The sequence below is a fragment of the Streptomyces sp. NBC_01006 genome, from assembly GCF_045162725.1.
Taxonomy (GTDB): domain Bacteria; phylum Actinomycetota; class Actinomycetes; order Streptomycetales; family Streptomycetaceae; genus Streptomyces.
Window position 1 is genome coordinate 5515522 of record NZ_CP108700.1, and the last position, 24856, is coordinate 5540377.

Consider the following 24856-nt stretch of genomic DNA (forward strand, 5'->3'; position numbering starts at 1 on the left):
GGCCGCGGCAGCATGTGGCGCGACGAGTCCGTCACCTGGCAGGTGGCGCACCGGCCGCTCGGTGGGATCTGGGAGCTGCTCGGGCAGGTCGACGCCGTGCACGGGCTGTACTACCTGCTGATGCACACGGTGTTCCTGGTCTGGGACGGCGGCGGGCCGGGGGCGGGCGGGCCCGGCGGTCTGTGGGCGCTGCGCCTGCCGTCGGTCGCCGCGACCGCGCTCGCGGCGGCCGGGGTGGCCGCCATCGCCCACCGGCTCGCGGGGGAGCGGGCCGCGCTGTGGTCCGGCGCGGCCTACGCCGTGCTGCCGCCCGTGCAGACGTACGCCCAGGAGGGCCGCTCGTACGCCCTCGTCGCGGCGGCCGTGGTGTGGGCGACGTACCTGATGCTGCGCGAGCGGTGGGTCGCGTACGCCGTGGTCCTGCTGCTGGGCTGCTGGCTGCACGAGTTCGCCGTACTGGCCCTCCTCGCGCACGCGGTCACCGCCCGGCGCTCGCGCGGCTGGCGGTGGAGCGCCGCCGCGGTGGTGGCCCTGCTGCTGCCGCTGGCCGTGGTCAGCGCCCGGCAGGCGGAGCAGCAGCTGGGCTGGCTCGGCCGGCCGAGCTGGCGGGACTGGGCGGCGTGCGCGGTGGTCGCGGCGGCCGCGCTGCTGCTCGCGCGGGGCCCGGTCGTACCGCGGGAACTGGTCCGGGTCGCCCTGCCGCTGGCCCTGATCCCGCCCGGCCTGCTGATGGCGGTCTCCCTCGTCCACCCCTGGTACGTGGACCGGTACGTCCTCTACGCGCTCGCCGGGCTCGCCCTGCTCGCCGGGACCCGGCTGGCGGCGGCCCGGGGGTGGTGGCCGTGGCTGCTGGTGGGCGCCCTGCTGGTGCCGTTCGGATGGTGGTCGCTCTGGCTGCGCACCCCCGAGAGCCGCAAGGACGACGTGCTCGCGGTGGCCGCCGCCGTACGGGAACGGGCCCGGCCGGGAGACTCCGTACTGTTCATGCCGTCGCGGCGGCGCGAGTGGCTGCTGTCCTCGCCCGAGCTGTACGCGACCCTGCGCGACCCGGCCCTGGACCGCACCCCGGCGGCTTCGCACAGCCTCCAGGGCACGGAGCTCCCGACGGCGGAGATCTGGACCCGCCTGGTGGACACCCCCCGGGTGGTGGCCCTCCAGGACCCGGCGGACCAGCCGCTGGACCCGTACCCCCGCGAGGCGGTCAAACGCCAGACGCTGGCCTCGCACTTCGACCTGTGCTCGGTGGACGAGGTCCGGGGCGCCCGCATCGCCGTCTACGCCCGGCCGGGCCACTGCACGGACTCCCCCTAGCTAGGGGGAGTCGCGAAGTCTTTCCTGGTAACGGGCGTGCGGACCGGCGAACGGTTCGAGGAAGTCCTGCTGGTGCGCCGGGTTCAGCATGGCCTTGCCGGGCCCCAGCAGGAACGGCTTGCCGTGGTCGGACAGCGTGAAGGAGGCGCGTTCGCCGGTCGGCAGGGTGATCGTCACCTCCACCGTCATGCCGAAGGTGGCCTCCTCGGGCGCGATGACCGCGCTGATGCCGAAGGTGCCCCGGCCGTCCGCGCCCGCCTGACTGAAGGAGAACAGCTCGTCCTTGGCGAGCGGCATCGAGAGGCCCACACCCCGCTCGGGGCGCCAGCTCGGGTCGTACTTCAGCGAGCCGCTGGGGAACGGCCCCAGCGCGTGCAGGGTGTTGGGAAACACGTGCCGCTTGATGTCCGGCCTGTCGACGGGGTCGATCGGGTCCACGCCGGCGCGTGCGCAGGAGTAGCGGTGGCGCTCCGCGGCATCGAGGCGGACGGTTTCGAGCCGCACCGACGCGTCCAGTACGGCCCCTTCGACGAGGGGCGGACCGCTGATCCGGAGTTCGAGTTCGTGGTCCGCGGCCGGCACACCGCCGGCGCGCAGCACGGAGTCGTACATGCGGCGGCAGGCCACGCCGCCGAGCCGCGCTTCGCCACCGACGGCGGCCGCCGGGTCCTGCGGGGCGTCGGATTCGGCCTCCCAGCCGTCGGGGTTCGGGACCAGCGCGGCTGCGACGGAGATCCCGGCCGGGGAAGGCTGCGGGTCGCCGAAGGCCCGGGAGAGCGGGCGCGCCCCGAGGAGTTCCCGGTCGGCGGAGGTCGAGAGCGGGGTCGTCGGCGGTGCCAGGGTGAAGGGGCGGCCGCCGTCGTCCACCCGTACGGTGGCCTGCCTGCCGTTCTCCTCCACGTCCAGTTCGAGCCACCAGGCGCAGGTGCAGGCGGCCGTCGTGACGGTGACCAGCCCCGTGGCCGTACCGCCCGCCCGGACCGGAAGCGCAGCCTCCTGATGGGCGCCGGCGTGGTCCAGGGAGAGGCGGACCGGCTGCACGGGCTTGCCGCGGGCCACGGTGACGGCGTCCAGCCGTTCGTCCCGCGCGGATCCGGCGCAGCCGACGTCGTCGCCGCGGGGTACGGGGACGGCCGGCCCCTTGACCACGCGGATCCCGCGGACCACGGCCGCGCGGGACGGGGACGCCCCGACGGAGTACGCGACGGTGACCTGCCCGCGGGGTACGGCGCGGGCCGTGGTGGCCCACCGGAACAGCGGAACGCAGCCCAGCGCACCGCGCATCAGCTCGGCCGGGGGCTGTCGGCCGGGCTGCGGGAGGGTGGCGGTCCAGGAGCCGTCGCCGCCCAGGAGCGGTGAACCGGTCGCGTACAGGCCGTGCCGGCCGGGACCGTCCGGGCCGGGGAACAACGCACGCAGCAGGGCGACGGTGAGGGCGGAGCACAGGGTGAGGACCAGGACGGCGACGGCCGCGGTGATGACGGTCCGGCGCCGGCCTCTCGGCTTGCCGCTCGTCATGTCGGCTGTGGTGTCGGGTGTCATGACGCTTGCCCTAATGCGCTCCACCCGGTGGCGTTGCAGCGGAATCCCTGGGACAAGCCTTCGACCCCCTGGGCCAGGACGAACGGACGTCCCGCGTTGTCCACGAGCAGGTGCTGCTGCCGGTCCCCCTGTGTGTAGGCGACGTCGAGTACGAACTCGTAGGCGACGGCGCTCGGGCCCGTCGCGTTGTCCGTTCCGACCTCGACATCGAAGTAGGCCGGGTCCCCTTGGGCGGCCACCTGGACCTTGGTGCTCGGATACTGCCCCGTCGGCCTCCCCTCGGGGTCCTGCTCCATTGCGGGCCGCTGCGGGGTGGACAGATCGAGGACCACCCGGCTGACCTCGGAGCTTCCCTGGGGTCCGCCGCATTGGAAGAGCGGGCCGGTGGGCGCGGGGTGAGTGCGTTCGATGCGGGCCCGGACGGAGGTGATGGTGGCGGGCGTCCGGGTGAAGTTCGTGAGGATCAGCCGGATCCGCATCCTGCCCGCGTCGGCCCCGCCCTCGGTGACCATGTGGGCGAGGGTGTCCTGGGCGTCGCCGAAGAGGAGCGGTTCCTTGTCGTACGTGGATCCGGGCGCGGTCCGTACGAGGTGGTGGTCGCTCAACAGGTCCCACCAGACCTCGGAGGCGGCCGTGATGCGCGGGGCGCCGGGCGGTGGTTCCCGTACGGACCAGATGTCGAGGTACGCCGAGACGACCGCCGCGACCACGGCGCTGAGCGCCACTCCGGCGCCGGCGAGCGCGAGCGTCCGCAGCTGCCCCCGCAGCCGCTTTCCGAGCCGTTGGTCTTCCGGTTCCGCTTCCGCTTCCGGTTCCGCTTCCGGTTCCGGCTCTTCGGGCGGAGTGGCCGCTTCGGGCTCGGATTCGGTCTCCGGCTCGTCGGCGGTGTCGACCGCCACCTGTTCGACCTGTTCGTCCTGCTCGGTCGGTCCGACATCGGACTCGGACTCGGTCCCGACGACGCTCTCGGGCTCCCCCGCCGGTTCTTGCTGCTCGCTGGTCGTCTCCGTCACGGCTCCCCCAAGCCTTGGCCCCGTCTCCCGGGAACCGCCATGGTGAGGCACCCGGGGCGCGGAGCAGAGGCGAAAAACAGCCGATCCGAAACGAGATCGTGGACGAGGTCCCGGTCGGTGGTGACGATGTGCGTCGGGCCCCTGCGGCTGCACGGCCCGCCGACCCACTCGGAGGTGCCGTATGACCATGTCCCGCCACGCCGCGGACGCTCCCGCCCGGCCAGGACCGCTGGTCGGGGCGGACTGGCTGGCCGGCCGGCTCGGCGAGCCGGGGCTCGTCGTGTTCGACGCCTCCGTCGGCGCCCACCGCGGCGCCGGCCGGCGGATCCCGGGGGCCCGGCCCTTCGACCTCGACGGCGCCCTGTCCGATCACGACGCCCCCGCCCCGCACACCATGCCCGCAGCCGCCGCCTTCGAGGAGGCGCTGCGCGGGCTCGGGGTCGACGACACCAGTACCGTCGTGGTCTACGACGGCGCCGGCGTCTACTCCAGCGCGAGGGCCTGGTGGATGCTGCGCGCCATGGGCTTCGACCGGGCCGCCGTCCTGGACGGCGGACTGCCCGCCTGGACCGCCGCCGGACTGCCCGTCGAGGAGTGCGGACCCGCGTACGAGGGCCCGCGCGGCTCCTTCACGGCCCGGCCGCGGCCGGGGCTGCTGGTGGACTTCGGCGCAGTCGGGGCGGCGCTGGCCGATCCGGGAGCGCTCGTACTGGACGCCCGTACGCGCGAACGCTTCACCGGCGCGGCCCCCGAACCGCGGCCGGGACTGCGCGGTGGCCACATGCCGGGCGCGGTGAACCTGCCGTTCGGGGACCTCCAGCGGGACGGCGGCCTGATGCGGCCCGCCGGGGAACTCCGCGAGGCCTTCGCGGCGTTGGCCGGTGACCGGGAGCGGCTGTACTTCAGCTGCGGTTCGGGAGTGACGGCCTGCGTCCTGGCCCTGGGCGCCACCCTCGCCGGCTACTCCGCCCTGGCGGTCTACGACGGCTCCTGGACGGACTGGGCCATGCGCCCGGAGCTGCCCGCGGTGACGGGCCGGCGGGCGCAGTTCTTCGACGGCGCCGACACCGAGAGCCGGTTCGCCGCGCCCGCGACGGGCGACGAGCGGACGCTGCTCACCGATGTCCTGGCCGCGCAACGGGCGACGCTGGAGCTGAAGTGTGCCGGGCTGGACGCGGAGTTGTTCCTGCGGTCGGTGGAGCCGTCCACGCTCTCGCTGCTCGGCTTGGTCCGCCACCTCGCGGAGGTGGAGCGCCGCTGGTTCCGCCAGGTCCTGGCCGGGCAGGAGGCGCCGGCCCTGTTCTCGTCGGAGGCGGACCCGGACGGCGATTTCGACGGGGCGGTGCCCGGCCCGGGGGCCGTCGCGGCGGCGTGGGAGGCCTGGCGGGACGAGGTCGCGTTCGCGGAGTCGTTCACGGCCGCGGCGCCCGACCTGGACGTGGAGGCCGAGGACGGGTGGCGGGGGAAGGTGTCACTGCGCTGGGTGCTCATCCACATGATCGAGGAGTACGCCCGCCACAACGGCCACGCCGACCTGCTGCGCGAACGGATCGACGGCGCGATCGGCGTCTGAATCCGGGGGGCCGCCCCACCCCGGGCCGGGGCGGGGCCCCGGATCGCCCTCAGCGGGCCGCCGAGGGCGTTCGCCGCAGGCGAACGGGGGGTGGGGAACATTGGGGGGCGCACATGCATTGAGTCGGCATAGCTCAACTTCACTGCCGGAGGGAAGATCATGGCTTCGACGTCCGTAACGCTCACTCTGCCCGTGCTGCCGCTCGACGACGAGGTCGTGCTGCCTGGGATGGTCGTACCGCTGGACCTGTCCGACGCCGAGGTGCGGGGGGCCGTCGAGGCTGCCCAGGCGGCGGTCCGGAGCGGGAAGCCCCGGGTGCTGCTCGTGCCGCGGGTCGACGGGAAGTACGCCGGCACCGGTGTGCTCGGGACCGTCGAGCAGGTGGGGCGGCTCTCCGACGGGGACCCGGGGGCGCTCATCCGCGGCGTCGGCCGCGTCCGGATCGGGGCCGGGACCACCGGGCCCGGTGCCGCGCTCTGGGTCGAGGGCGAGAGCGTCGACGAGAGGCTGCCCGATCCGCTGCCGGGGTCGGTCACCGAGCTCGTCAAGGAGTACAAGGCACTCGCCACCAGCTGGCTCAAGAAGCGCGGGGCCTGGCAGGTCGTGGACCGCGTCCAGCAGATCGAGGGCGTCTCGGCCCTCGCCGACAACTCCGGGTACTCACCCTTCCTGACCGTCGCGCAGAAGGTCGAGCTGCTGGAGACCGCCGACCCCGTCGCCCGGCTCAAGCTGGCCATCACCTGGCTCCGCGACCACCTCGCCGAGCAGGACGTCGCCGAGTCCATCGCCAAGGACGTCCAGGACGGCGTCGAGAAGCAGCAGCGCGAGTTCCTGCTCCGCCGCCAGCTGGAGGCCGTCCGCAAGGAACTGCGCGAGCTGGGCGGGGAGAAGGACGGGGAGGAGTCCGACGACTACCGGGCCCGCGTCGAGGGCGCCGACCTGCCCGAGAAGGTACGGGAGGCCGCGCTCAAGGAGGTCGACAAGCTGGAGCGGTCCAGCGACCAGTCCCCGGAGGGCTCCTGGATCCGCACCTGGCTCGACACCATCCTGGAACTGCCCTGGAACGAGCGGACCGAGGACGAGTACGACATCCGCGGCGCCCGGGCGATCCTGGACGCCGAGCACGCCGGGCTGAGCGACGTGAAGGACCGCATCACCGAGTACCTCGCCGTGCGCAAGCGGCGCAGCGAGCGCGGCATGGGCGTCATCGGCGGCCGCCGCGGCGGCGCCGTACTGGCGCTCGTCGGGCCTCCCGGCGTCGGCAAGACCTCCCTCGGGGAGTCCGTCGCCCACGCCATGGGGCGCAAGTTCGTCCGCGTCGCCCTCGGCGGCGTCCGCGACGAGGCCGAGATCCGCGGCCACCGGCGTACGTACGTCGGCGCCCTGCCCGGCCGGATCGTACGGGCCATCAAGGAAGCCGGGTCCATGAACCCGGTCGTCCTGCTCGACGAGATCGACAAGGTCGGGTCGGACTTCCGCGGAGACCCGGCGGCCGCGCTGCTGGAGGTCCTGGACCCGGCCCAGAACCACACCTTCCGGGACCACTACCTGGAGGTGGAGCTGGACCTGAGCGACGTGGTGTTCCTGGCCACCGCCAACGTCCTGGAGGCCATCCCGGAGGCGCTCGCCGACCGCATGGAGCTCGTGCGCCTCGACGGGTACACCGAGGACGAGAAGGTCGTCATCGCCCGCGACCACCTGCTGCCCCGCCAGCTGGAGCGCGCCGGACTCGGCGCCGACGAGGTCGTGCTGGAGGAGGACGCCCTGCGCAAGCTGGCCGGGGAGTACACCCGCGAGGCGGGCGTGCGCACCCTGGAGCGCTCCATCGCGCGCCTGCTGCGCAAGGTGGCCTCCCAGCACGAGCTGGGGGAGCGGGAGCTGCCGCTGCGCCTCGGCGCCGAGGACCTGCGCGGGCTCATCGGGCGCCCGCACCACGTCCCGGAGTCCGCGCAGGACCCCGCCGAGCGGCGCACCGCCGTCCCCGGCGTGGCCACCGGGCTCGCGGTGACCGGAGCGGGCGGCGACGTCCTCTTCGTCGAGGCCTCGCTGGCCGACCCCGAGACGGGGGCCGCCGGACTCACCCTCACCGGGCAGCTCGGCGACGTGATGAAGGAGTCGGCGCAGATCGCGCTCAGCTTCCTGCGCTCGCACGGCGCGGAGCTGGAGCTTCCGGTCGCCGACCTGAAGGACCGGGGCGTGCACATCCACTTCCCGGCGGGCGCGGTGCCGAAGGACGGCCCGAGCGCGGGCATCACGATGACCACGGCGCTCGCCTCGCTGCTCTCCGGGCGGCAGGTGCGGACCGACGTGGCCATGACCGGCGAGGTCTCGCTGACCGGGCGCGTCCTGCCGATCGGCGGGGTCAAGCAGAAGCTGCTGGCCGCACACCGGGCCGGCCTGACCACCGTGATCATCCCGAAGCGGAACGAGGCCGACCTGGACGACGTCCCGTCCGAGGTGCTGGAGGGCCTGGAGGTCCACCCGGTGACGGACGTACGGCAGGTCCTGGAACTGGCCCTCGCGGCAGACGCCGTCCGGGTGACCGCAGCCGCCTGACCGCAGCCGCCTGACCGGCCCGCCCGACCGGCCCGGGACCCCTCTCCGGCGGGGTCCCGGGCCGGTGGCGTGCGCGCTGCGAAATACTGGTGCCTCGGGACACCATCGATGGGAGCGGACGTGCACGGAAGCGAAGACCAGGAGTTCCTTGCCCTGGAGCGGGAGCTGTCCGTCTTCCTCCGGCGTGCCAGGGCCTCGTCCGGGGAGATGGCCCGCGCGCTCCATCCCGAGCTGGAGCCGGCCGCGTACGGGCTGCTCACACGGCTGGAGGCCGCGGACCGGCAGAGGGCCACCGAACTCGCCGCCTACTTCGGGGTCGGCAAGGCCACCATGAGCCGGCAGCTGCGCGCGCTGGAGGTGCTGGGGCTGGTGGCGCGCGAGCCGGACCCGGCCGACGGCCGGGCCTTCCTCGTCGGCCTCACGGACGAGGGCCGGGAGCGGTTCCTGCGCGTACGGGGGGCCCGGCGCGAGCAGTACATGCGCAAGCTCGCGGACTGGGACCGGGGAGAGGTAGCGGAACTGGCCCGGCTGCTCCATCAGTTGAACCAGGGCGAGGAGTAGCCGCCCGAGCAGCCAAGGCCGCGGCCGGGGCCATGGCTACAGCTGCGGCTGCAACTACAGCTCCGCGTACGCCGCCGAGGCGTCGTCGTGGCGCTTGCCGCGCGTGCGGGGGCGGGCCGGGTCCGACTCCAGGGTGCGGACCCGGGCGATCAGGGACTCCGCGCCCTCCTTCCGCAGCACCGCGAGGCACTGGGCCCAGTCGCCCTCCCCGAACGTGTCCGTCCACCGGCTCGCCCCGTCGGTCAGCGCCGCCAGCGCCCGGACCCGCTCGCGCGGGGTCCGGCCCGTCACCGCCCGGGCGGCGACCTCCGGGTCCGCCGCCGCCGTGAAGAAGCCGCCCTCCGCGTTGCGCAGCGCGTCCGCCGAGGCCTGCGTCCGCAAGCGCTCGCGCGGGATCCGGTCCAGCCGGTCGTCGAGCACCGCCGTCACCTCGCCGCCGGGTGCTTCGAGGAGCAGTACGGAATCCGAGAGCACGAGGTGCTCCACGTACTCCTCGTCCCACCGCGCCATCACCACCGTCGCCTGCGGGGTCCGCACGTGAGAAAGGTCACAGGTGTCCCGGTGCGCGTCGGCGGTGCCGCGGATGGCCTCCGACAGGATCCGCTCCAGCGGCATGTCCCGCCGCGATCCGGACAGTTCGGTCAATCGGCCCCCGAGCCGTGCCGCGAACCAGGGCACGCCGTGCGAACACCCCACCTCGCCGCCCGGCGGGGTGACCCCGTCCAGGGCGACCAGGACTCCACCGCCCGCAGCGGGTATCGCCGCCGATAGCCAGTCCTCGTTGGGGCGTTCCGGGTCGCCGGGGGCCGAGGCGAGGTCGATGCGCATACGGACATTCTGCCCGCCCCGCACGTGCCGGACAGCCGGGGTGGGGCGAAAAGTCCGTACCAATGAGCTGGTCGCCCGACGCACTGCATCCGTGCGGCCGGCGCGGTGCTCGGCGGGCCTCCGGCGGCTGTGGGCGGGCATATTGCCAAAGCCCTCACCGATCTTTCAACCACCCGTCCGCGACGACCCCCTGTAGGCGCACCGCCGAGTTGGTTGCCAACTCATCCGTGATGTTCACTCGTTCGAGTGGCCGGGTGGGCGATGTCAGGCTCTCTCCCCAACACACTGCAAAGGTCTGAGGCGGTACGAGGGGGCAGGGGGCGTTTACTTGTTGACCGGCCGTTACCTCGGCCACACGAGTAGACGAGCACGAGCACACGTACAGGATTGCGAGCACCGGTGCAGAAGAAGCGGTCTCGGAAGAACGGCACCGCCACCGACGGACCAGCCCCCGCAGGACGTCCCGTCCGCGTGCGCAGCAGGCTCGTCATCGGCGTCGCCGTCGCCGGCCTCACCGTCCTCGCGGCCGGCGCCCCAGCCGTGGTCTCCGCGACACGGGAGCTGAACGACTCCCAGCAGCTGGTCACGCTCGCCGAGCAGACCCAGCACACCCTCACCCTCGCGCACCTCCTCGGCGACGAGCGCGACGCCGTCGTCGAGTACGTGGCCAAGGGCCGCCCCGGCGCCCAGGCGAAGGGCCCCGTCCAGGAGCGCACCGCGCTCACCGACCGCCAGCTCGCCGAGGTCCAGAACGAGGCCGACGAGACGCTCGCCCGCGCCCTCGGCCGCGTCCAGGCCGTCCGCACCGAGGCCGTCGACGGCAAGGGCAGCGCCCTCGCAGCCCAGCAGGCGTACGCGGGCGTCATCGCGGAACTGCTCGCGCCGGGCGACCGGCTCGCCGAGCTGACCCCGCCGCGCGCCGTCGCCGCCCTCGCCACCACCCGTCCGCTGGCCCCCCTCGGCCAGGCCGTGGAACAGGCCTCGGCCACCCGTGGACTGCTGCTCGCCGCGCTGGCCGTCCCCCGCGGCGAGCAGGCCTCCAACACGGCCGCCACGGACGAACTCAGCACCGCCGCCCAGCGGGCCCGCGTACGGGAGCAGGCCGCGCTCGACGACTTCAACCGGGTCGCGCGCCCCGACGTACGCCAGACCCTCGCCGCCACCGTCACCGGACCCGACGTCAAGACGGCCGACGACTACCTCAAGCGGCTCACCGAACGGCCCACGCTGTCCACGGCCGACCGCCGGCTCGACGGCGCCGCCGTCGCCCCGTCGCTCACCGCCCGCATCGACCGGATGCGGTCCGTCGAGGCCACCCTCGCCGGGCAGCGGGCCACCGCGCTCGCCACCCTGCGCGACGACGACGTGACCCGGCTGGAGATGCTGGTCGCGGTCCTCGGCCTGCTGTTCCTGGTCGCCGTCGGCTTCTCGACGGCCGTCGCGCGCTCGCTGACCCGGCCGCTGTCCGTACTGCGCCGCGGCGCGGCCCGGCTGGCCACCCCGGAGGGCTCGGTCGAGCCGGTCCGCTTCACCGGCCGCAACGACGAGTTCGCCGAGGTCGTACGCCACCTCAACGCGGTCCGCGACCAGACCGTCTCCCTGCACACCCGGATCGCCGGCCTCGACGCCGACGGGCGCCGGCTCATCGGCCGCAACGAGGCGCTTTCCGCGGCCCGCGAGACGCTGGAGCAGGAACTGACCGCGGGCCGGGAGGCGCTGGAGCAGGAGCTGACGCAGCTGCGGGCCGGCCTCGAAGAGCACCGCCGCATCATGTCGACGACGTCGGTCTCGCTCTCGCTGCGCACGCTGGGGCTGGTGGAGCGCCAGCTCGCGGTCATCGAGGAGCTGGAGTCCAAGGAGCAGGACCCGGACCGGCTGGCGACCCTGTTCAAGCTGGACCACCTGGCGACGGTCATGCGCCGCCACAACGAGAACCTGCTGGTCCTGGCCGGCCAGGAGCACAACCACGGCGCCGGGGCCGCGCCGGTCCCGCTGATCGATGTGATGCGGGCCGCCGTCAGTGAGATCGAGCGCTACGAGCGCGTGGACCTGGCGGCGCTGCCGCCGTTCACACAGGTCGCCGGGCACGCGGCCGACGACATCTCGCACGTGCTCGCCGAACTGCTGGAGAACGCGACGACGTTCTCGCCGCCCGAGGCGAAGGTACGGGTCTCCGGGTGGCTGCTCGACTCGGGTGACGTGGTGCTGTCCGTCGTGGACGAGGGCATCGGGGTCACCGGCGACCGGCTGGAGGCGCTGAACGCCCGCCTGGCCACGCCGGAGGCGTACGACGAGGAGCCGGAGGCCGAACACGGCCTGGGCCTCGGCCTGTACGTGGCGGGCCGCCTCGCGGCCCGGCACGGGGTCACGGCCGAGCTGCGCGCCGGTCGGCACGCGGGCACGGAGGCCCTGGTGGTCGTCCCGGCCTCGCTGCTTCCCGCCACGCCGCCGAGCTCGCCGGTGCACACGTTCGCCACGCCGTCGCCGGGCCTGCCGCAGCTGCGGCTGCCGGGTGTGATCGCGGAGGCGAACGAGAACACGATCCCGGGGCGCCGGATGCCGGAGCCGCCGGCGGTTGAGCGGGACGCGGAGGCGTCGGCGCAGGCCGACTCCGCGACTGCGTCTGCCCCGGCCCCTGCCCCGGCTGCCGAGCCCTTCCAGGACCTGGGCCCGGAGGCGGACGCCGAGCTGCTGCGGGGCATGGAGTGGGACCCGGCCGAACCGGACGCCGCGGACGAGGCGTTGACCGCAGGTACGGGTACGGGTACGGGCTCGGGCACGGGCTCGGACGCGGATCCGGACTCGGGCTTCGATTCGGACGCGGCTGTCGGCCTCGGCCTCGGCGCCGAGCCGGGTACGGACCCGGCGCCGGACGCAGCCCGGCCCGCGGACGTGGCCACCGACCAGGGCCCGGACGTGGATCCGGCCTCGGGCTTCGCTTCGGCCGTGGACCCGGACTCGGTCTCGGACTTCGCGTCGGGCGCGGGCCTGGCTCCGGACTTCGGGCCGGATCTGGCCGGGGGGCTGGAGCCCGACAGGGCTGCGCAGGCGCCGGGCCCGGACGGTGGGCTGCCGCCCGCCGACCAGGTGTTCACCGCGGCCGGCGGACCGGCCCCGGCCGAGGAGCTGCTGGCCCGGGTCGTTCCGGACGCCGCCCCGGCGGCGGAGCCCGGGCTGCCGGGCGCCGACCAGGTGTTCACCGCGGCCGCCGGCACCGAAGAGGTCCCGGGCGAGCCCGATCCCGGCGAAGAACTCCTCGCCCGGGTCGTCCCCGACGCGGGACCGGACGCCTTCGCCGGGCCCGACCCCGACCCGGCGTCCCCCGACCGGCTGCCCGATGCCGGCCCGCGGGCCGACGTACCGGAAGCAGGACTGCCGCTGCCCGGGGAGTCCGCCACCGCCGTCGCCCCCGACGGCCCGGCGGAGCCCCACCGGCACGCGCCCGACGAGGCCGACTGGGTCCCCCGCCAGGGGAGCCACCCCGACTCCGGGCCTGAGACGGCCGTCACCGGCAAGGGGCTGCCCAGGCGGACCCCGCGCACGGTGGCCGCGAGCCGCCCCGAGGCCGTACGGCCGCCCGCGCCGCCGCGCCGCGTCGACGCCGACGAGCTGCGCCGCCGGCTCGGCGGCTTCTACCAGGGGACGCGGGACGGACGGCGCGTCGTGGCCGCCGAGCTCGCACAGGACACCGACCAGGGGGACACCGCACAGGAGGCACGCACATGACCGCGCCCAGTACGTACGGACTGAGCACCCAGGCCCGCAACCTGCAGTGGCTGCTGACCGACCTGGTCGAGGAGGTGCCCGGCGTCAACTCCGTCGCCGTCGTGTCCTCGGACGGGCTCCTGCTGCTGTCCTCCGACCCCGGGGGAGCGGCCGCGGGCGGGGACCCCGCGCCCACCAAGGGCCCGCGCGGCGCCTCAGCCGACCTGGCGACCATCGTCTCCGGCCTCGGCAGCCTCACCACGGGCGCCGCCGAGCTCATGGAGGGCGGGGCGGTCAAGCAGACGATGGTGGCGATGGAGCACGGCTCCGTCTTCGTCATGGCCATCAGCGACGGCTCGCTGCTCGGCGTGCACGCCACCCCCGACTGCGACATGAGCGTGGTGGCGTACCACATGGCCCTGTTCGTGGGCCGGGCCGGCCACGTCCTGACCCCCGAAGTCCGCAGCGAGCTGCGCCAGTCGATGGAGAAGACCCCGTGAGGAGTACGGCCCCGGCGGCGTCCGCGCCCGCGTCCGACCGTCTGCCGATACGCGGGGCCGACCGCCGGCCCGCCCGCGTCCGCCCGTACTCCCTCACGGGCGGCCGCACCCGCTTCGCGCAGGTCCTGCACGTGGAGACGTTCGTCGCCGCCTGCGACACCCGGGCGTCGGAGCCGCAGCGGCCCGAGCCCGACGACCGCATGCCCGAGATGCCGGCGATCGTCGAGGTCTGCCGCCGCATGCGCACCATCGCGGAGATATCCGCGCTGCTGAAGCTGCCGCTCGGGGTGGTCCGCGTCCTGGTCAGCGACCTCGCCGACCAGGGACGGATACGCGTCTACGGGACGGGGCACGGCCCCGGGCGACCCGAACGCGCGCTGCTGGAAAGGGTGCTCAGTGGTCTTCGCAGTCTCTGACCCGCCCGTCGGCACGCCCGCCGGCACGCCCGTCCACGCCGGGACCGCCTTGGACGACGAGCCCGTCCAGCCCTGGCAGTACGACCGCTCCCGCGCACCCGTCGCCGTCAAGGTGCTGGTCGCGGGCGGCTTCGGCGTCGGCAAGACCACCTTCGTGTCCTCCGTCTCCGAGATCACCCCGCTGCGGACCGAGGCGGTGATGACCCAGGCCGGCGCCCCGACGGACGACCTGTCCGGCACCCCGGACAAGAACACCACCACCGTCGCGATGGACTTCGGCCGCGTCACCCTCGCCGACGACCTCGTGCTGTACGTGTACGGGACCCCGGGCCAGGAGCGCTTCTGGTTCATGTGGGACGACCTGGTGCGAGGCGCCATCGGCGGCATCGTCCTGGCCGACACGCGCAGGCTGCGCGACTGCTTCCCGGCGCTCGACTACTTCGAGAGCTGCGGGCTCCCGTACGCGGTCGCCGTGAACCACTTCGAGGGCTCGCACGCGTACGAGCCGCAGGACGTGCGCGAGGCGCTGGCCATCCCGCCGCACGTGCCGGTGCTGATCATGGACGCGCGGCGCCGGGACACGGTCGTCGAATCCCTGGTGACGCTGGTGGGCCACGCGCTGGACGCGACCCCCGAATAGGTTCCCGACACCCCCGAACCGCCGAACAGCTCACCCGAATCGAGAACGTGAGATGCGCAAGATACTCGTCGTGGGGGCCGGTCAGTCCGGTCTCCAGCTCGCCCTCGGCCTCCAGGCGAAGGGGTACGAGATCACCCTCATGTCCAACCGGACGGCGGACGAGATCCGCACCGGGCGGATCATGTCCACGCAGGTCATGTTCGACACGGCGCTGCGGCACGAGCGCGACCTCGCCCTGAACTTCTGGGAGCGGCAGGCCCCGCGGATCGAGGGCCTCGGCGTCTCGGTCGCCGCCCCGGACGGCTCGCGCCCGGTCGACTGGCTCGGCCGCCTCAAGGGGTACGCGCAGTCCGTCGACCAACGCGTGAAGATGGCCGGCTGGCTCGACGTCTTCGTGCAGCGCGGCGGACAGCTGGTGATCCACGGCGCGTCCGTCGCCGACCTGGACTTCTTCTCCCGTACGTACGACCTGGTGCTGGTCGCCGCGGGCAAGGGCGAGCTGGTGTCGATGTTCGGGCGGGACGCGGCGCGCTCACCGTACGACGCGCCGCAGCGCGCGCTGGCGGTCTCGTACGTGCACGGGCTGGAGCCGCGGCCCGAGCACCCGGAGACGGAGGCGGTGCGCTGCAACCTGGTCCCGGGGGTGGGCGAGCTGTTCGTCATGCCGACGCTGACCATGTCGGGGCGGGCGGACATCCTGTTCTGGGAGGGACTCCCGGGCGGCCCGCTCGACGTGTTCCGGGGGATGAACGACCCGGCCGAACACCTCGCGCTCACACTGGAACTGATGGAGAAGTTCACGCCCTGGGAGTACGCGCGGGCGGCGAACGCGGAACTCACGGACGCGGGCGGCACGCTGGCCGGCCGGTACGCGCCGGTCGTCCGCAACCCGATCGGGCGGCTGCCGGGCGGCGGGCTGGTGCTGGGCGTAGCCGACGTGGTCGTGGCGAACGACCCGATCACCGGCCAGGGCTCGAACTCCGCGTCCAAGTGCGCGGCCTCGTACCTGTCGTCGATCCTGATGCACGGGGACAAGCCGTTCGACGAGGCCTGGATGAAGGCCACCTTCGACAAGTTCTGGTTCACGACGGGCAAGCCGGTGACCCAGTGGACGAACGCGATGCTGGGCGTCCCGCCGGAGCACGTGCTGAACCTGATCGGGGCGGCCGGGCAGCTCCAGCCGGTGGCGGACCGTTTCGCCAACGGCTTCGACAACCCGGCCGACTTCGACGGGTACTTCTACGACGCGCAGGACGCGGAGGACTACTTGGCGGAGGTCGCGGAGGTCGCGGAGGTCGCGGGAGCCTCGGCGGAGGAGTAACCGCTGTCGTCGCTGCCGCTGCCGCTGTCCGTGTCGTTGTCGGGAAGTGCCGGTGCGGTGAACTCGGCGAGCGGGGCCGCGTCGGGATCGGGCCGTACGGCGCCGAGGAGCGGATTGGCGGCGATGGGGGACACCTTGACCTTCGCGCCGGGGCGCGGGGCCTGGATCACCTTTCCGTCGCCGACGTACAGGGCCACGTGGGTGGCGGTCGGGAAGTAGACCACCAGATCGCCGGGGCGCAGCTCGTCCAGGGGCACCTTGGGGAGCTGCGCCCACTGTTCCTGGCTGGTCCGGGGGATGGACCGGCCGGCGCGCGCCCAGGCCTGTGAGGTGAGCCCGGAGCAGTCGAAGGAGCCGGGGCCCTCGGCGCCCCAGACGTACGGTTTGCCGATCTGCTCGGTGGCGTAGGTCAGGGCGGCGCCGCCGGCGGCCGTGGGCGTACGGGGGGTGGCGGCGAGCCGGCCGGAGTCCAGCAGCTCGCGCTGCGCGGTGGCGGTGTTCGCGGCCTCGCGGGAGCCGAGCCGGGCGAGCTGTTCGGGGGTGAGCGCGGCGAGGACCCGCTCGACCTGCCGGAGCTTGAGGTCGGCCTCCTGCTTGTGCCGCTTGCGCTGCGCGGTCAGGGTCTGCCGGGCGTCGAGTGACTTGCGGGCGGCAGTGGCGAGGAGGTCGGCCCGGCGCTCGCTGCGGGTGAGCCGGGTCAGCACCCCGGCCCGCCGGGCGCCCTCGCGGGCGGCGAGCCGCCGCTGGTCCTGGGCGGCCTGGGGGTCGCCGGTGAGCAGCATCCGGGCGTACGGGGAGAAGCCGACGGCGCCCTGGTACTGCTCCCGCGCCACCCGCCCGGCGGCGGCCTTCTCGGCGCCGAGGGTGGTACGGGCCTCCGCGAGCTCGGCACTGAGCCGCCGCTCTTCGTCCTGCCCGGCCTTGAGCGCGAGTTCGGTGGCCTTGTACCCCTCGGCGGCGGCTTCGGCATCCCGATAGAGTCCCTGCAGCCGCGCGAGCAACTCCCCGACGCCGAGCCCCTGGAGGGCGGCGTCCCCTGCACCGCCGAGCCCCGACGGCGCACCGTCGGTGCCTGCGGCCTGCCGGCCGGTGGCATCCGCCGCACCGGCGGCCCGCGAGTCGGCGCCGTCCACCGAGCCGAGCCCCTGCGCGGCGGTGGCACCGCGGGCGCCGGTGGTGCCGGTGGTCCGCCGGGGGGTGGCGTCTTCCGGGTCGGGGGGCTCCGTCCCGGCGACATCCACCGCGTTGGGCCCCTGCCGGGCGGCGTCTCCGGCGCGGGGATTCCGCGTGGCGAAGGCACCAATGGGGCTGTCGCCCTGCCGGTCGGTGGCGTCCGCCGAATCGGTGGCCGGCCGGTCGGTGGCGTTCGCCGAGCCGAGACGCTCCGGGGCGGTGGCGTTCGCCGAGCCGAGGCTCTGCCGGTGGGCGGCGCCTGCGGTGCCGGGGGGCTGGGCGGGGCTTCGCCGGGAGGAGGCGTCTGCCGAGCCATGGGCCTGCCGGGCGGTGGAGCCGCCGGGGGCGGCGGGTTCTGTGGTGGCACGGGGCTGCCGGGTCGTGGCAGCGGCCGAGTCCGCCAGGAAGTCGGGCACGGACCCGGCCTGGGTGACGGGGAGCGGCCCGGCCGACACGAACAGAGCGGCGATGCAGGCGGCACGGAGCACGCGGCGTGACATGTGATCACCTCCAGGCGGCCGATGCTGCCACGCCCGGTATGACAAATCCCCCACCTGAGACGGCCAGTTCCCCACGCCCACCCGTCCGGCCCACCGCTGCCGGGGCCGCTGCCGCCCGTCCGGCCCCCCTGGGGCTAGCCGGACCCTGCGGGGCGGCTTCGTGGTGGGCCGGTGCCGGGGGCGGGGTGGGGTGCCGTCCGGGGCGGGGCCTGATTTATGGCGGCTGTTCCGGGTCGGAGGGGTGCCCGGGGGCCACGCCACAAATATGTTTTACGCCCAGGCCAACACCTCACCCCACCCCCCGACCCCGGCGGGTCGGCACCCCCCGGCGCATCCAGCCCATCGGCGTTTCGGCGCGGCACCGCGGGTCCGGGCGGAGCCCTGGGGGCGCCTCCCAGCGGTAGCTGAGGGAGAAACGGAGAAAGGGCGGGGCGGGGAGAAGGCCCCGCGCCGCGGGACCCGCGCCACCGACCGGCACGGGCATGTGCCCCGGGTGCGGCCCGTGCCGGGCCGTCAGGAGTGGAGGAGGCGGGTTTTGGCCTCCTTGAACTCCTGGGGGGTGAGGAGGCCTTCCTTGGCCAGGTTGGCCAGTTGCGCCAGTTCCGTGGCCAGGCCGGTTGGTGGGGCCGGCTGGGCGCCGCCCGTGGTTGCTCCGCTCCCCGGAGCCGTCGTCTTGGCCGGCGCCGGTTCGCGTCCGGCGGCCGCGGGTCCCGCCGTCTGCGGGCCGGCGGCCTCGGCTCCCGGGCCCTCGGGGCCGGCAGGCTCGGCGTCGGCCGTCTCGGAGTCGGAGGACCCCGCCGCCGGCGGCCGGCCCGCCGCTCGGGTGAGGAGGCCCTGGAGGAGGGGGCGGCCCGTGGGGCGGCGGGCCGGTTCCACCCTCGTGCCGACCGGGCGGATGAACATCAGGCCGCCTCCGTCCGCTCGGGCGGGATCCGGACCGAGCCCACGATGCGCCCGCCCGCCGCCCGTACCGCGATCGCCGCGTCCTCGGCCCACACGTGCTCCACGAGCAGCAGCAGCGCGCAGCTGCCCCGCTCCAGCAGCTCCGCCGACTCCTTGACGTCCTCCGCCCCGATCAGCTGCGCGGCCTCCCGGTGCCGCAGCAGCCCCAGCAGCTCCATGAACTCGTCGAACTCCGCCGCCAGCACCTCACCCGCCGCGGTCTTCGTGACCACGAGCCCGTCGATCAGCCGTACGACCCCCGCCTTGCGCAACCCCATCACGGCCTCGACCGCCGGTACCCGCAGCTGCTCCTCCGGGAAGGCCAGGACGATGAATTCCACTGGTCCCATGTGTCGCCGCTCCCACTCGTGACCGATTCTGACTACTCCTCGGCACTCTATGACATAAGCGGACATACCATCCGTCCGCTTGCTACGTTTCCGATATGACCGCTCTGACGGCAGAGGTGGCGGAGCCCGCGCCGCCCCCGCCCCCCGACGGCTCCGCGTCCACGCGCAGAGGCGTCGAGCTGACGCTCCTCGTCGGAGCCGTCCTCATCTGCGTCCTCGGCCACCTCTACGTCGGCCTCGCCACCACCGGCCGCGCCCCCGGGGCCGCCGGCCGCTACGCCGCCGGGCTCGGGGGCGCGGCCCTAGTCGCACACCTCGCCGTCCGCTTCCGGGCCCCGTACGCCGATCCGCTCGTCCTGCCCATCGCCGTCCTGCTCAACGGACTCGGCCTGGTCCTGATCCAGCGCCTCGACCTCACCACTCCCGCCCACCTCACCGCCGGTGACCAACTGCGCTGGTCGGCGCTGGGCGTGCTCCTGTTCGTCCTCCTCGTCGTGCTGCTGCGCGACCACCGGGTGCTCCAGAAGTACGCGTACCTCTCCGTGGCCGCCGCCCTCGTGCTGATGCTCGTCCCCGTCCTCTTCCCGGCGGTCAACGGCGCGCACATCTGGATCCGGTTCGCCGGACTCTCCTTCCAGCCCGGCGAGTTCGCCAAGATCCTGCTCGCCGTCTTCTTCGCCGCCTACCTCGCCGCGAACCGCACCGCCCTCGCCCTCACCGGCCGGCGGCTGTTCTGGAAGCTGCGCCTCCTGCCCGGCCGGGTCCTCGGTCCGATCCTCGCGATCTGGCTGCTCAGCGTCGGCGTGCTCGTCCTGGAGCGCGACCTCGGGACCTCGCTGCTCTTCTTCGGGCTCTTCGTCGTCATGCTGTTCACCGCCACCGGCCGGATCGGCTGGATCGCGATCGGGCTGCTGCTCGCAGCCCTGGGCGCGTACGCCGTCGGCACCCTGGAGCCGCATGTGCACAGCCGCGTCGAGGACTGGCTGAATCCCTTTGCCTCCATCGACCGCGGCCAGGGCCCCGGCCAGCTCGCCCAGTCCCTCTTCGCCTTCGCCGCCGGCGGGCTGCTCGGCTCCGGGCTCGGCCACGGGCAGTCGTTCCTCATCGGCTTCGCCGCCAAGTCGGACTTCATCCTCGCCACCGCCGGCGAGGAGCTCGGCCTCGTCGGCCTCACCGCGATCCTGCTGCTCTACGGACTCCTCGTCCACCGCGGATTCCGCACCGGGCTCGCGCTGCGCGACCCCTTCGGCCGGCTCCTCGCCACCGGGCTCGCCTCGATCGTCGCGCTCCAGGTGTTCGTCATCGCCGGGGGAGTCACCGGGCTGATCCCGCTCACCGGCATGGCCATGCCCTTCCTCGCCCAGGGCGGCTCCTCCGTCGTCACCAACTGGATCATCGTCGCGCTGCTCGTCCGGCTCGGCGACAGCGCCGGCCGGCCGCGCCCGGCCGAGGGGGGCGGCGCGTGATCCGGTACATCCGCTGGTGCGCGTACTTCTGCGCGCTGCTGCTCGCCGCCCTGCTCGTCAACGTCGCCCGGGTGCAGGTCTGGGAGGCCGCCGCGTACGGGGCGAACCCGGCCAACAAGCGCCCCGCCATCGAGCGCTACGCCGAGCCCCGCGGGGACATCCTGGTCGACGGCCGGCCCGTCACCGGATCCCGGGACAGCGGCCAGCTCCTGCGCTACGAGCGGACGTACGCGAACGGCCCGCTGTACGCGCCGGTCACCGGGTTCTCCTCGCAGACGTACGGGACCAGTCTCCTGGAGCGCGCCGAGGACGCGGTCCTCTCGGGCACCGACCCGGGGCTCTCGGCCTTCCCGCTCTGGTACGACCTGGCCCGCGGCCGCCCGTCCGGCGGCAACGCGGAGACCACCGTACGGTCCGGCCCGCAGCTGGCCGCGTACACCGGACTGGCGGGCCGGCGCGGCGCGGCCGTCGCCCTGGAGCCCGCCACCGGCAGGATCCTCGCGCTGGTCAGCAGCCCCTCGTACGATCCGGCGGCGCTCTCCGGCACCGGCGGGCCCGTCAAGGCGGCCTGGGCCCGGCTGAACGCGGACCCCGCCCGGCCGATGCTGAACCGGGCGCTGCGCGAGACGTACCCGCCCGGCTCCACCTTCAAGATCGTGACGGCGGCCGCGGCCCTGGACGCGGGCGTGGTCACCGATGTGGACGCGCCCACGCAGACCCCCGACCCCTACCCGCTGCCCGGCACCAGCACCCTCCTGCCGAACGCGGCCACCGGCTGCCAGGACGCCTCGATGGCGGAGGCGGTGCAGTGGTCCTGCAACACGGTGATGGCGAAGATCGGGGTGCGGGTCGGGCTGCGCGCGATGGTGGACGCGGCGCGCCGGTTCGGGTTCAACGAGGAGGGGCTGCGGGTGCCGGCGTGGGTGTCGCGGTCGAACTTCGACACGGACATGAGTCCGGACCAGCTGGCGCTGTCCTCGATCGGGCAGTTCAACACGACGGCCACGCCGCTCCAGATGGCCATGGTGGCGGCGGCGGTCGCGAACGGCGGCGAGCTCAAGTCCCCGTACCTCGTCGACCGGACCACCCAGGACGACGGGGACCAGGTCCGGCGCGGGCAGCAGCACGGCCTGGGCCGGGCGATGAACCCGGCGACGGCGCTGCGGCTGCAGGAGATGATGGTGCAGGTGGTGGAGAACGGCACCGGGCGCAATGCCGCGATCCCGGGCGCGGTGGTCGGCGGCAAGACCGGCACCGCCCAGCACGGCGTCGGGAACGCGGGGGCCCCGTACGCGTGGTTCATCGGCTGGGCGAAGGCCGAGGACGCGCCGCAGCCGGGGGTCGCGGTGGCGGTGGTCGTCGAGGACGCGGAGGCGCGCCGCGGGGACATCAGCGGCAACGGCGCGGCCGCCCCGATCGCCCGGGCGGTGATGGAGGCGGCGCTCGCCGCGAGTTGAACCCGACCGGTTGGGCGCGACCGGTCCCAGGGGGACACCCCCTACGTGGGATCCGCCCCCTCCGCGATCGCCGCCTCCACCTCCGCCACCCGGTCCGCCTCCTGGACCGCGAAGCGTTCGCGGTCCAGTGCCTCGGCGATCTCCTCGTCCTGGGCCATCAGCAGGTCCAGGTTGGAGTTGCCCATCTCGAAGACGCCCATGTCCAGGTACGCCTTCTGCAGCCGCTCGCCCCACAGCCCGATGTCCTTCACGCACGGCACGATCCGGCTGAACAGCAGCTTCCGGAACAGGTGCAGGAACTCCGACTGCTCGGTGAACTCCGCGGCCTCCTTGCGGGAGATGCCGAAGTTCTCCAGCACCTCCACCCCGCGCAGCCGGTCCCGCATCAGGTAGCAGCCCTCGATCACGAACTCCTCGCGCTCGCGCAGCTCGGCGTCGGTCAACTGCTTGTAGTAGTCCCGCAGCGCCATCCGCCCGAACGCCACGTGCCGGGCCTCGTCCTGCATCACGTACGCCAGGATCTGCTTCGGCAGCGGCTTGTCGGTCGTATCGCGGATCATCCCGAACGCCGCCAGCGCCAGCCCCTCGATGAGCACCTGCATGCCCAGGTACGGCATGTCCCAGCGGGAGTCGCGCAGGGTGTCGCCGAGCAGCGCCTGGAGGTTGTCGTTGATCGGGTAGAGCATCCCGACCTTCTCGTGCAGGAAGCGGCCGAAGATCTCGGCGTGCCGGGCCTCGTCCATCGTCTGGGTCGCGGAGTAGAACTTCGCGTCCAGGTCCGGCACCGACTCCACGATCCGCGCCGCGCACACCATCGCGCCCTGCTCACCGTGCAGGAACTGGCTGAAGTTCCAGGCGGCGTAGTGCCGGCGCAGCTCCCCCTTGTCCTTCTCGGTGAGTCCGGCCCAGTGCCGGGTGCCGTAGAGGGTCAGCGCCTCGTCCGGGGTGCCGAGCGGGTTGTACGGGTCCACCTCCAGCTCCCAGTCGATGCGCTTGGCGCCGTCCCACTGCTTGTCCTTGCCCTTCTGGTAGAGCGCGAGGAGCCGTTCGCGGCCATCGGCGTACTCCCAGCTGAAGCGGGCCGAACCGGAGGCCGGAACCTGCCAGACGTCCGCGCCCGGGTCCTTGGTGTAGAGCTCGTGCGTCGACACTGACGCTCCCTCGGCTCGTGTACTTCCGTACAGGACTGGATGGTTGGCAGCGTCACACGTTGGTAGACGCGGGGTCAACAAGTCGTGCGCAGGGGATTGACGGTCTTGCTGACAAGCAGTCTCATAACTGTTGACCGCCGGTAACCCGATGAGCGAGGTATCCGAAGCCATGACGACCGTGACCGATCGAAACGCGCTGCAGGACGCGCTCGGCCTCCTCAAGGACCGCGAGCAGGTCGCCGCACGGCTGCTCGAATCCTCGGCCAAGCACTCCTTCGACCCCGACAAGGAACTCGACTGGGACGCCCCGACGGTCGACGGCAAGTACTACTGGCCGCCCGAGCTGCTCTCCCTCTACGACACCCCGGTCTGGAAGAAGATGGGCGAGGAGCAGCGCATCGACCTCTCCCGCCACGAGGCCGCGGCCCTCGGCTCCCTCGGCATCTGGTTCGAGATCATCCTCATGCAGCTGCTCGTCCGGCACATCTACGACAAGTCCCTGACCAGCAACCACGTCCGGTACGCGCTCACCGAGATAGCCGACGAGTGCCGCCACTCCATGATGTTCGCCCGCATGATCGAGAAGGCCGGCGCCCCCGCCTACCCCGTCTCCCGCACCAACCACAACCTCGCCCGCATCCTCAAGACGGTCTCCACCACCCCCGGTTCCTTCGCCTGCACCCTCCTCGGCGAGGAGATCCTCGACTGGATGCAGCGCCTCACCTTCCCCGACGAGCGCGTCCAGCCCCTCGTCCGCGGCGTCACCCGCATCCACGTCATCGAGGAGGCCCGGCACGTCCGGTACGCCCGCGAGGAGCTGCGCCGCCAGATGCGAGGCGCCCCGCGCTGGGAGCAGGAGCTGACCCGCGTCAGCTGCGGCGAGGCCGCCCGCGTCTTCTCGCTGGCCTTCGTCAATCCGCAGGTCTACGAGAACATCGGCCTCGACCGGCGCGAGGCCCTCGCCCAGGTCAAGGCGAGCGGCCACCGGCGCGAGGTCATGCAGACGGGCGCCAAGCGGCTCACGGACTTCCTCGACGACATCGGCGTCCTGCGCGGAGTCGGCCGCAGGCTCTGGAAGAGCTCGGGACTCCTCGCCTGAACCGGCTGTTTCGGGGCTACCCTGCGGGCATGACGACCGTACGCGCGTACCGCAGGCTGAGCGTCGAGGAGCGGCGGGCCCAGCTCCTCGACGCCGCCTTGTCGCTGTTCGCGCACCGGGCCCCGGAAGAGGTCTCGCTCGACGACGTCGCCGAGGCGGCGGGCGTCTCGCGGCCCCTGGTCTACCGCTACTTCCCGGGCGGCAAGCAGCAGCTGTACGAGGCGGCCCTGCGCTCGGCGGCCGACCTCCTGGAGCAGTGCTTCGCCGAACCGCAGGCCGGTCCGCTCACCCAGCGCCTCTCCCGTGCCCTGGACCGGTACCTGGCCTTCGTGGACGAGCACGACGCGGGGTTCTCGGCCCTCCTCCAGGGCGGCAGCGTCGTCGAGACCTCCCGTACGACGGCCACGGTGGACGGCATCCGCCGGGCCGCGGCCCAGCAGATCCTCTACCACCTGGCCGTCCCGGCCCCCGGCCCGCGGCTGCGCATGATGGTCCGCACCTGGATCACGGCGGTCGAGGCGGCCTCCCTGATCTGGATCGACGAGGGCAAGCAGCCGGAGGTCTCGGCCCTGCGCGACTGGCTGGTCGACCAGTTCATAGCCCTCCTGACGGCGACGGCCGCCACCGACCCGGAGACCTCCGCCGCGGCGCGGGCCGCGCTGGCCCTGGAATCGGCGGACGGCCCGGTCGGGGTCCTGGCCCGCCGCGTGATCCCGGTGGTCTCCGAGGCCGCCCACCTGCTGTGACACTGG

20 protein-coding genes and 1 pseudogene are annotated in these 24856 nt (G+C 73.7%); 14 read left to right on the plus strand and 7 right to left on the minus strand.

Going from position 1 to position 24856, the window contains the following annotated elements:
* Positions 1–12 precede the first annotated feature (12 nt).
* Positions 13–1311 carry a heparan-alpha-glucosaminide N-acetyltransferase domain-containing protein gene (locus OG509_RS25405; protein ID WP_406184802.1) on the plus strand — a complete coding sequence of 433 codons (1299 nt, stop codon included), beginning with the start codon at positions 13–15 and terminating at the stop codon, positions 1309–1311.
* Here OG509_RS25405 and OG509_RS25410 read toward each other — a convergent pair whose 3' ends face one another.
* Positions 1312–2853, minus strand: coding sequence for a hypothetical protein (locus OG509_RS25410; RefSeq protein ID WP_406184804.1), 1542 nt, complete (start codon positions 2851–2853; stop codon positions 1312–1314). It abuts the gene before it with no gap.
* Complete coding sequence (locus OG509_RS25415) at positions 2850–3866, minus strand: hypothetical protein (RefSeq protein WP_406184805.1); 1017 nt, start codon at positions 3864–3866, stop codon at positions 2850–2852. Before OG509_RS25415 ends, OG509_RS25410 begins: the two co-directional genes overlap by 4 nt.
* A gap of 187 nt (positions 3867–4053) precedes the next feature.
* Between OG509_RS25415 and OG509_RS25420 the strand changes: the two are divergent.
* From OG509_RS25420 to OG509_RS25435, 4 genes and pseudogenes are all read left to right on the plus strand, one after another.
* Positions 4054–4902: pseudogene (locus tag OG509_RS25420) on the plus strand (sulfurtransferase); the annotation flags it as partial.
* Positions 4885–5439 (plus strand): DinB family protein, encoded by a 555-nt coding sequence (locus OG509_RS25425; RefSeq protein WP_406187681.1) that lies wholly within the window; start codon positions 4885–4887, stop codon positions 5437–5439. The pseudogene OG509_RS25420 and the gene OG509_RS25425, both read left to right, overlap by 18 nt.
* A gap of 159 nt (positions 5440–5598) precedes the next feature.
* Entirely contained in the window at positions 5599–7995 is a 2397-nt protein-coding gene (lon, locus tag OG509_RS25430; RefSeq protein ID WP_406184807.1) for an endopeptidase La, read from the plus strand.
* Positions 7996–8103: 108 nt separating this feature from the next.
* Positions 8104–8556 carry a MarR family winged helix-turn-helix transcriptional regulator gene (locus OG509_RS25435; protein ID WP_406184808.1) on the plus strand — a complete coding sequence of 151 codons (453 nt, stop codon included), beginning with the start codon at positions 8104–8106 and terminating at the stop codon, positions 8554–8556.
* Between the two features lie 54 nt (positions 8557–8610).
* On the opposite strand, the gene OG509_RS25440 is transcribed toward OG509_RS25435, so the two are convergent.
* Positions 8611–9384, minus strand: a complete 774-nt coding sequence (locus OG509_RS25440; RefSeq protein WP_406184809.1) for a protein phosphatase 2C domain-containing protein — start codon at positions 9382–9384, stop codon at positions 8611–8613.
* Between the two features lie 471 nt (positions 9385–9855).
* Between OG509_RS25440 and OG509_RS25445 the strand changes: the two genes are divergently transcribed.
* The 5 genes from OG509_RS25445 to OG509_RS25465 are packed head-to-tail and all read left to right on the plus strand — an operon-like array spanning position 9856 to position 15966.
* Positions 9856–13110, plus strand: a complete 3255-nt coding sequence (locus OG509_RS25445; RefSeq protein ID WP_406184810.1) for a nitrate- and nitrite sensing domain-containing protein — start codon at positions 9856–9858, stop codon at positions 13108–13110.
* The gene (locus OG509_RS25450) at positions 13107–13589 is read left to right on the plus strand and encodes a roadblock/LC7 domain-containing protein (protein WP_385579217.1); all 483 of its coding nucleotides are present in this window, start codon (positions 13107–13109) and stop codon (positions 13587–13589) included. The genes OG509_RS25445 and OG509_RS25450 overlap by 4 nt, the downstream gene beginning before the upstream one ends.
* The gene (locus tag OG509_RS25455; RefSeq protein WP_406184812.1) at positions 13586–14005 is read left to right on the plus strand and encodes a DUF742 domain-containing protein; all 420 of its coding nucleotides are present in this window, start codon (positions 13586–13588) and stop codon (positions 14003–14005) included. The genes OG509_RS25450 and OG509_RS25455 overlap by 4 nt, the downstream gene beginning before the upstream one ends.
* Positions 14006–14054: 49 nt before the next feature.
* Complete coding sequence (locus tag OG509_RS25460) at positions 14055–14645, plus strand: GTP-binding protein (protein WP_406187682.1); 591 nt, start codon at positions 14055–14057, stop codon at positions 14643–14645.
* 52 nt (positions 14646–14697) lie between these two features.
* A complete protein-coding gene (locus OG509_RS25465; protein WP_406184814.1) occupies positions 14698–15966 on the plus strand; it encodes a styrene monooxygenase/indole monooxygenase family protein in 1269 nt (422 codons plus the stop codon).
* Here OG509_RS25465 and OG509_RS25470 read toward each other — a convergent pair.
* From OG509_RS25470 to OG509_RS25480, 3 genes are all read right to left on the minus strand, one after another.
* Entirely contained in the window at positions 15909–17639 is a 1731-nt protein-coding gene (locus OG509_RS25470; RefSeq protein ID WP_406184816.1) for an NlpC/P60 family protein, read from the minus strand. The two genes, OG509_RS25465 and OG509_RS25470, sit on opposite strands and share 58 nt — an antisense overlap.
* A gap of 513 nt (positions 17640–18152) precedes the next feature.
* Positions 18153–18542: a hypothetical protein gene (locus OG509_RS25475; RefSeq protein WP_406184818.1), complete on the minus strand. Its 390-nt coding sequence runs from the start codon at positions 18540–18542 to the stop codon at positions 18153–18155.
* Positions 18542–18931, minus strand: a complete 390-nt coding sequence (locus tag OG509_RS25480) for a DUF6325 family protein (RefSeq protein WP_387290145.1) — start codon at positions 18929–18931, stop codon at positions 18542–18544. Before OG509_RS25480 ends, OG509_RS25475 begins: the two co-directional genes overlap by 1 nt.
* A gap of 95 nt (positions 18932–19026) precedes the next feature.
* Here OG509_RS25480 and OG509_RS25485 point away from each other — a divergent pair, with 95 nt between their 5' ends.
* Both OG509_RS25485 and OG509_RS25490 read left to right on the plus strand, forming a co-directional pair.
* Complete coding sequence (locus tag OG509_RS25485) at positions 19027–20397, plus strand: FtsW/RodA/SpoVE family cell cycle protein (protein WP_406184820.1); 1371 nt, start codon at positions 19027–19029, stop codon at positions 20395–20397.
* On the plus strand, positions 20394–21854 hold the full coding sequence (locus tag OG509_RS25490) for a penicillin-binding transpeptidase domain-containing protein (RefSeq protein WP_406184821.1): 1461 nt from the start codon (positions 20394–20396) through the stop codon (positions 21852–21854). Before OG509_RS25485 ends, OG509_RS25490 begins: the two co-directional genes overlap by 4 nt.
* Before the next feature lie 41 nt (positions 21855–21895).
* Here OG509_RS25490 and OG509_RS25495 read toward each other — a convergent pair whose 3' ends face one another.
* Positions 21896–23005, minus strand: coding sequence for a ferritin-like domain-containing protein (locus tag OG509_RS25495; protein ID WP_406184822.1), 1110 nt, complete (start codon positions 23003–23005; stop codon positions 21896–21898).
* A 169-nt stretch (positions 23006–23174) separates the two neighbouring features.
* Between OG509_RS25495 and OG509_RS25500 the strand changes: the two genes are divergently transcribed.
* Both OG509_RS25500 and OG509_RS25505 read left to right on the plus strand, forming a co-directional pair.
* Positions 23175–24104, plus strand: coding sequence for a diiron oxygenase (locus tag OG509_RS25500; protein WP_406184824.1), 930 nt, complete (start codon positions 23175–23177; stop codon positions 24102–24104).
* A 29-nt stretch (positions 24105–24133) separates the two neighbouring features.
* On the plus strand, positions 24134–24850 hold the full coding sequence (locus OG509_RS25505) for a TetR/AcrR family transcriptional regulator (RefSeq protein ID WP_406184825.1): 717 nt from the start codon (positions 24134–24136) through the stop codon (positions 24848–24850).
* The last annotated feature ends 6 nt before the right edge of the window (positions 24851–24856 follow it).